The sequence below is a fragment of the Candidatus Epulonipiscium viviparus genome (assembly GCF_000171335.1).
Lineage (GTDB): Bacteria > Bacillota > Clostridia > Lachnospirales > Cellulosilyticaceae > Epulonipiscioides > Epulonipiscioides viviparus.
This window is the reverse complement of record NZ_ABEQ01000009.3, coordinates 39,181-47,206: the sequence shown is the minus strand read 5'-3', so window position 1 is coordinate 47,206 and position 8,026 is coordinate 39,181. Positions and strand designations below refer to the sequence as shown.

The window sequence follows — 8,026 nt, the reverse complement described above, 5'->3', positions numbered from 1 at the left end:
GCCTTGCGATATAGATATTGCTGTTGAACTTTGTAAAGATTCCGACACTGTACCTTGTTGCGTGCTTGATTTTCCTCATGGAACAGGTGGATTAGAAGCTAAAATTGCTCTTACTGAAATTTATTGTAAAAAAGGCATCAAAGAAATCGACATGGTCATGAACTATGGTTACGCTCGTTCTGGACTTTGGAATATTGTTGCGGATGAAATTCGTGGAGTTGTTACCAAAGCTCATGAATATGATGCCATCGTTAAAGTTATCTTTGAAATTGGATACTTAACACCCGAAGAAATTGCCAAAGCTACCGAAGTTTCTATCGAATGCGGTGCGGAATACATAAAAACTTGCACCGGTTTCTTTGAGCCAGTAACAGAAGAAGCAGTTGCCATCATGTTAAAAACAGCTAACGGTCGCGCAAAAGTTAAAGTTTCTGGACCTGGTATTTTTGATTATCCAACAGCACAAAAATTCCTTGATATGGGTGCGCATAAACTTGGTCTTGGATATGGTTTTGCTGATTCTATTTATGACGAGGCAAGAGGTATTGCCAGCAACAACGCAGCGGATCCAAATTCTTACTAAAGATATATATTAGCCARTATGYTTTAGACTTGCTTACCCAACATAGAAAGGAGAAATTTAAAATATGTTAGAAATAATTAATATGTTAGGTCCGGTATTACCTATAATTGTTTTAGTTATTTTAGGAAAAATTCTAAATTACAAGCAATATATTTTGCCAGCAACAATAGCTGAAATWAAAAAATTCTTACTTAATATTTGCTTACCTTGCACACTTTTTAATATGACATTATTCATGCACATCGAAGCTAACTCTTTTTTGATGATCGGTTTAAGTTACGTYATGTTATGTGTATTCCTTGTTGGAGGAAAACTCTGTAATTTTATTCCATTTTTAAGGAATAAATTCAATCCATACATTTGCTCTGGAACAGGATTTATGCTTGTAGGTATGGCGTTATACACYATGATTTATGGTACAGATAATTTAGAAATTTACTCATTTATTGGCGTTGGTAACGAATTGTTTGTATGGACTGTATATCTAGTATTATTTAAATTTGAAACATCAGAAACCCACAAATTTGATTTAAGTACAGCAAAAAATATTATAAAATCACCGCTTATTTTAAGTATGGTTTTTGGTATGATTTTAAATCTCTTAGGCGTTGGAGATCTTCTCAACTCAAACGAAATAGGCTTAGGTATCCTAAAATCAATCACGACTCTTTCTGGTCTTGCATCACCACTTATCTTAGTTACTTTAGGTTATGGACTTACCTTTAAAGCAAAATATCTAAAAGAAAGCATGAAACTTGTGATTTCAAGACTAATTGTTATGTTTGGACTAGGCTTTTTATTCAAATTTTTAGTTATCGATTTCTTCTTTGAACCAAGTCTCATTTTAGATTTATCGTTCATAGGATTCTTCGTGCTTCCTCCAATGTTTACACTTACTTTACTCGTAGAAGGTGTTAGTTCAGAAGAAGAAGTGGAAATCGTAAACAGCGCAATTGGTATTTCCACTATAATCAGTATCATTTTACTTATTATCATATCATTTATCATACCACCAGAAAGTATTGCCGCATTAGCTAATAATTAGAATAGGAGAAAATTATGAAAAATATTAATGGCAAAGTTGTTTTTATAACCGGAGGCTCACAGGGTTTGGGAGCTAGTATTTCCAAAAGGTTTGCAGATGAGGGCGCTAAGATTGCTATTTTCAGTATTGATACTGCTCTCGATAAAAAATTAGAAGCTGAATTACAGTCGAAAACAGAAGTTCTTTTCATAAAAGGCGACACAAGAAACTCTGCAGATATCAAGAATGCGATGGAAATTATTTTGGCAAGATTTGGAACACTTGACTTTGCTATAAACTGCGCCGGCGTTACTGGTGCTATGCATCCATTTGTTGATATGCCAGAAAATGAGTATGACTTTGTTATGGACGTCAATGTAAAAGGTGTTTTTCTTTGTATGCAAGAAGAACTTAAAATCATGCTTAAAAACAAATCAGGAAAAATCGTAAATATTGGTTCAGAGGCTACCTTTACAGCTGGCCACCCTCTGCGTTCAGTTTATTGTATTAGCAAACACGCTTTAGGTGGGTTAACCAGAAACGCCGCCATTGCATATGCCGATACAGGAATTAACATTAACGCTATCGCACCAGGAACTATGCTTACTCCATTGGTCGCAGCTTTTCCGCAAGATCAACAAGACGCGTTAGCTAACACTAGACCTACAAAAAGATTTGTTAGTATTGATTCTGTCGCAAGCATGGCTGTATACCTTTGTTCAGATTTAGCAAATGACATGGTAGGCTCCATTGTTAATATGGATGGTGGCAAAACTGCAATGTAATTAAAAGTGAGAGGAGAGGCAGTATGAGTTCCAAAATGAAAGCAATATGCATCACCGCAGCAAAACAAATAGAAATCATCGATCAAAATATACCAACCCCAGGCCCTACCGATGTCCTTATAAGAGTCGCAACRTCAATGCTTTGCACCTGGGAACAACGTGTWTTTTTACAAATAATGCCATTGCCATTACCATTTGTTGGCGGCCATGAATTCGCAGGAGAAATCGTTGCTATTGGCTCATCTTTAAGAGAAGAAGATTTTCCTATTGGATCAAGATGCGCGGCAGCACTTACGCATAACTGTGGTGTGTGTGAAAACTGTCGTCGTGCCGATGGAACTAGATGCAAATACACACATGACCTCGAGTATGTGGAAGGGCGTAGTGGYCTTGCAGAATACGTACTTGCTGATGCCAAAAATACGTATTTATTCCCCAATGATATATCTTACGAAAGAATAATGTTTACCGAACCTTTAGCTTGCGTTATCACTGGGCAAGACAAATTTAATATCGAGCTAGGAGATAATGTCGTTATTCAAGGAGCTGGAATTATCGGCATCATGCACGCACAAGTCGCAATGCTTAAAGGTGCGGTTGTCACCATTATCGAGAGAGATGAGCAAAGACGCCAAAATGCACTTAACATGGGAATTTGTGATCATGCTTTAAATTCAGAAGCCTCAGATTTATGGGAAAGTGTTGATAAAATTACACGAGGCAAAAGATTCGAGATTGTAATAAACACTGTGGCAATTCCATCTGTTATCGCCCAAAGCATTAAACTTTGCAGTGAAAATGGAACTTATTTAATGTTCGGCAAAGTATTTCCTGATGAACCTATTGCCATTGATATTAACAAAATCCAAAGCTCCAATATGAAACTTGCCGGCACTATGGCAAGTGAAAACAGAGCATTTTTGAGAGCGGCAAAAATACTTGCAGCTGGCAAAATCAAACCAGAAACAGCTCTTTTATCTGAGCTTCACCCAATCACAAATGCACAGCAAGCCTTTGAAAATTCACTTCTTCCAACAACATTTAGAGTTGGTTTTAAATTTTTTGAATAACTACTTTTATATTCAAGGGGGAAATATATAATGAATAGTTTTGAGCTAAATTTTAATACAAAAATTGCGTTTGGAAAAGGCGTGGATGATAAAGTTGGTGAAACACTTAGCCGCGATAATGTAAAAAATGCACTTGTTTGTTATGATGTTGTTGCCGAGAAAAAAGGTCTTCTTGATAAAATCGTCAAACAACTTCAAGAGAACTCTATAAATGTAACTCTATTTAGTGATATTCGTTCAAATCCAGAACTTAAACTCGTTTATAAAGCTATTGATATTTGCCATAAAAACTCTATTGATTGCCTAGTTGCGATCGGTGGCGGAAGCGTTTTAGACTCCTGCAAAGCAATAGCTGTTGGTGCCGCAAACCCAGATATTGACATTTGGGATTGTTATTTAGGGAAAATTCCATCACCTCCAACAGCAATTAAGATCGCTGCTATTCCCACAACCGCTGCAACTGGAAGCGAAACAAACCCATCATCTGTTTTATCAAATGACGCAACAGCGCAAAAAAGAAGCCTCTTCAGTGATGCTAGCCGCCCAGCTTATGCTTTTATGAATCCCGAACAATTATATACATTACCACTTATGCAAAGAAACTGCACTGTTGTAGATATTTTTGTTCACACACACGAAAGGTATTGCGCTAGCAGAGGAGAAAATAAGGTTTCTGATACTTGCAGCGAAGGCAATATGAAAACTTTGCTCGAAGTAGGACCTACTTTTATCAAAGAAACAGACAATTATGATGCCGCATCAGAAATAATGTGGGCAGGCACCAATGCTTACTTATCTGGCGGACTTGGTGGTAAATTCGATTGGTCTACACACAATCTAGGACATGAAATTTCTGGTCACTATCATGATAAAATTCACGCAACAACTATTACTACTATGTGGGGGTATTGGGCAAAATATGTGTGCGATGCCAATGTAGAAAGATTTGCACAGTTTGCACGCAATGTTTTTGGAGTTTCCAACTGCAACGACAAAGAAGCCGCAACCGAAGGCATCGAACGCACCATAAACTTTTTCAAAGAATACAATATGCCAACCAGTATTACCGAACTTATGGGCAGAAAATTTACCAGCGATGAAATAAACGAATTGGTAGACAGCTGCACCTATAACGGCGAGCGCAAAACAATCGGCGCATTAAAGCCTCTAGATAAAAATGATATTTTAGCTATTTATAATATGGCCAATGTCTAAAAACAAGAACTTTATCTCTCTTTGCGTAAATATTCTTGATTTTTGATACCACTTGTGTTAATATTCAGAAAATACTTTTTATATGGAGGCGATTATGACTTTAAAAGACATAGCCGTTATGGCAAATGTTTCCACAGCAACAGTATCTCGTGTTTTAAACGATAAAAATACTACTGCTGCTAGTGATAGCGTTAAGCAACTGATATTAAAAATTGCCGATGAAAATGGATATGTTTTATCAACTTCTAAAAATAGGGCACATACCTCTGAAGTGCCCAAAAAATTCCTTTATTGTTTATGCGCAAGACCATATAATGAATCCAAAGACGACAGCTTTTATGATCAAGTTATTGATGGCATCAATGAATACGCTATCCAAAATAACTATATCTTAAAAAGACGCATCGAACTTTTTGAACTCGAAGATGGGACGATAGACATACTTCTTGCCGCAGATGATCATTCTAACAAAAATTTAATAGCAATCGGTCGAACTAATAAACAAACCGAACTTCTTTTGCAAAAATCTTTCAATACAATTGTTTATGTTAGTCTTAATAAAATGCGCATCAAGTTCGATGACAATTTTGATCAAATATACTGCGATGGCTATGAGGTGTGTAAAGATGCCTTTTCATATTTATATAACCTACAACACAGAAACATTGCTCTAATTGGTCAAAAAGATGATATTAGATATAAGGGATATATTGACAGCTTACAAAGCTATAATCTTCCCTACAACAAAAACATGTTTATTAACACTAATTCTCTTACACTCAACGGCGGTAAACTTGCTATGCAACAACTTCTAGAGCACAAAACCGGTGTCACTGCTGTATTATGTATAAGTGATCGTATCGCTATTGGCGCAATCAATGCTTGTTATACAAATGGTCTAAAAATTCCAAATGACATCTCTATCATAGGCATAAACGATATCGAAATGTCGGCCTTCACAAAACCCACTCTCTCCACTATTCATATTCCGCTAAAAACGATGGGAATGCTTGCAGCACAAACTCTAATAAACCGTATAAACAAAGTTCATACAATACCCCTTCAAATATCTGTACCTTATTATATCCAAGAAAGAGAAAGCAGTTCAGCTTGTCTAAAATAACGAAAAGGAAGAATAAATATTATGATTAACATAGATGAAAATAAATGTATCGGATGTTCTAAATGCCAAAAATCTTGTCCAAGTGGACTTATTGAAATCCAAAATAAAAAGGCAATTATTTCAAATACAGGGGCATGTATTTTGTGTGGGCATTGTCAGGCTGTATGTCCCTCTTCTGCTATTTCATTGTTAGGTATTGATTACGAAGATAATCCTGCCTATCAAAACGTCGAGTACAATGATATTAAAAACTTAATCAAAAGCAATCGTTCGATCAGACGTTTTAAAGAAAATCTTGTTGAAGAAACATTAATAATGGATATTTTACAAACTTTAGAATATACTGCAAGTGCCAAAAACGAGCAACCTGTTAAGTGGGTACTCGTAAATGGATATGACAATGTAAAAGAAATTTCTAATATATCGGTAGAATACCTAAAACAGAACAATCTTTTTCCAGGGTTAATTGAATTTGTAAAAAATGTCAGAAACCCGATAACAGTAGACGCACCACATCTTTTAATAGCGTATACTGAGGCAAATGCTGTAAAGCCTTATGATGATTGCATGATTAAAATGAGCATGGCAACTATTCTTATGCACACGAAAAAAATCGGCTCTTGCTATCTTGGCTTTTTGGCAGATTTTATCAATAATTCTACCGAACTAAAGGAATATTTAAACATTACTAAATCGCAAACAGTATATTCGGTGATAGGTTTTGGCTACAGCGATGAAGTATATAGCAAACTCCCAACAAGGAAAAAACCTACTGTTACAATTATATAAATAACATATAAAAAAACTGTACTTTGAATTTCTCAGGTACAGTTTTCTTTTTTTAACATTAGGTTGTCAGACGAGATAAAAGCACGCACGTCTCAACATGCGAAGTATAAGGAAACATATCAACCGGCTGCACCTTATTAACAACGTACCCATTCTCATACATAAATTTTACATCTCTAGCCAGTGTCGCGGGGTCACACGATATATATACCATCTTTGCAGGTGCGTTGGCAACGATAGTTTTTAAAAAGTCCTCTTCGCATCCTTTTCTAGGAGGGTCCACAACTACAACATCAAACTTTTCTCCTAACACCACATCTTCTGCATTCCCCAATACAAACTCCACATTTGCTATTCCATTTATCTGTGCATTTTCGTTCGCATTGGCAACAGCCTGCGGAATCGCTTCTACCCCCACTACTCTCTTTGCCTCTTTTGCTAAGAACAATGAAATTGTACCTATTCCACAATACGCATCTAACACTGTTTCGCTTCCTGTCAATGCCGCAACACCCAATGCTATATCATACAATACTTTAGTTTGAACTGGATTTACTTGAAAAAATGATAGCAATGAAATTTTGAACGTCAACTCGCCAATCTTATCCATAATATAATCTCTTCCATCCAACGTTGTTGTTTGCTCTGCCAATATCACATTTCCCTTTGCAGTGTTGTGATTTAGCAATATTCCAGTTATCCCTGGGATTGCTCGAAGCCTTTCTACCAAGTCCTGTGCATGCGGCAACTTTTTGCCATTGATAACCAAACACACCATTGCTTCATCAAAATTTATACTATTTCGAATTACCAAATGCCGTGCCAAACCTTTGTGAGTTGCCTCATTATAGATCGAAATCTTRTTATCTTTYAAAAACTTGCGTATCGCATCCACAATGGCCCCATTTTTTTGATTGCCTATCACACAGTCCTCAATATCTACTACCTGATGACTCTTTGCTGCGTAAAAACCAATCTGAATTTTGCCATCCACTTCTCTTATTGGATATTGCGCTTTGTTTCGATAATGGATCGGGTTTTCCATTGCAATGGTAGGAAGCACTTCTACCTCCCTAATTTTGCCAATTCGTTCTAAACAATCTTTCACCTGCTTTTGCTTATATTTTAACTGAAACTCATACTTAATATGTTGCGCTACGCATCCTCCACATTTAGCAGCATAGACACATGGCGGTTCTGCTCTATGTTCTGAAGCCTCCACAAGCTCKAGGAGTTTTCCCACTGCATAACTTTTTGCGACCTTTATAATTTTTACTTTAGCCACATCGCCCGGCACTGCACCTGGTATAAAAACCGCCATGCCCTCATACTTTGCAACTCCACCTCCGTTGGCATTAATATCTATCACTTCTACAATATATTCTTCATTTTTTATCATAATAATTCCTTCACTCAACATAATAAAAAGGACACCAT

The 8,026-nt window shown here is 36.5% G+C and carries 8 protein-coding genes; 7 read left to right on the top strand and 1 reads right to left on the bottom strand.

From position 1 onward, the window contains the following. From deoC to EPU_RS02420, 7 genes are all read left to right on the top strand, one after another. Nucleotides 1-583, top strand: a 583-nt coding sequence (gene deoC, locus EPU_RS11300) for a deoxyribose-phosphate aldolase (RefSeq protein ID WP_010166433.1), incomplete at its 5' end; no start/stop codon positions are given. Nucleotides 584-647: 64 nt separating this feature from the next. Continuing rightward, a complete protein-coding gene (locus EPU_RS02445; protein ID WP_029487859.1) occupies nucleotides 648-1,628 on the top strand; it encodes an AEC family transporter in 981 nt (326 codons plus the stop codon). Nucleotides 1,629-1,642: 14 nt separating this feature from the next. Then, nucleotides 1,643-2,392, top strand: coding sequence for an SDR family NAD(P)-dependent oxidoreductase (locus EPU_RS02440; protein WP_010166429.1), 750 nt, complete (start codon nucleotides 1,643-1,645; stop codon nucleotides 2,390-2,392). Nucleotides 2,393-2,415: 23 nt separating this feature from the next. Continuing rightward, nucleotides 2,416-3,462, top strand: coding sequence for a zinc-dependent alcohol dehydrogenase (locus EPU_RS02435; protein WP_010166427.1), 1,047 nt, complete (start codon nucleotides 2,416-2,418; stop codon nucleotides 3,460-3,462). 30 nt (nucleotides 3,463-3,492) lie between these two features. Then, entirely contained in the window at nucleotides 3,493-4,677 is a 1,185-nt protein-coding gene (locus tag EPU_RS02430; protein ID WP_010166425.1) for an iron-containing alcohol dehydrogenase, read from the top strand. A gap of 94 nt (nucleotides 4,678-4,771) precedes the next feature. Next, entirely contained in the window at nucleotides 4,772-5,800 is a 1,029-nt protein-coding gene (locus EPU_RS02425) for a LacI family DNA-binding transcriptional regulator (RefSeq protein WP_010166424.1), read from the top strand. Nucleotides 5,801-5,821: 21 nt separating this feature from the next. Then, on the top strand, nucleotides 5,822-6,589 hold the full coding sequence (locus EPU_RS02420) for a nitroreductase family protein (protein WP_010166423.1): 768 nt from the start codon (nucleotides 5,822-5,824) through the stop codon (nucleotides 6,587-6,589). Nucleotides 6,590-6,647: 58 nt separating this feature from the next. Here the strand turns inward: EPU_RS02420 and rlmD are convergent, their stop codons facing one another. Then, nucleotides 6,648-7,988 (bottom strand): 23S rRNA (uracil(1939)-C(5))-methyltransferase RlmD, encoded by a 1,341-nt coding sequence (gene rlmD, locus EPU_RS02415; protein WP_052296444.1) that lies wholly within the window; start codon nucleotides 7,986-7,988, stop codon nucleotides 6,648-6,650. Nucleotides 7,989-8,026: the final 38 nt, after the last annotated feature.

What these genes read in the sequence shown, in the direction of transcription:
- EPU_RS02425 (WP_010166424.1), top strand. Translation starts at nt 4,772, where the DNA reads ATGACTTTAAAAGACATAGCCGTTATGGCAAATGTTTCCACAGCAACA.
- EPU_RS02430 (WP_010166425.1), top strand. Translation starts at nt 3,493, where the DNA reads ATGAATAGTTTTGAGCTAAATTTTAATACAAAAATTGCGTTTGGAAAA.
- EPU_RS02440 (WP_010166429.1), top strand. Translation starts at nt 1,643, where the DNA reads ATGAAAAATATTAATGGCAAAGTTGTTTTTATAACCGGAGGCTCACAG.
- EPU_RS02420 (WP_010166423.1), top strand. Translation starts at nt 5,822, where the DNA reads ATGATTAACATAGATGAAAATAAATGTATCGGATGTTCTAAATGCCAA.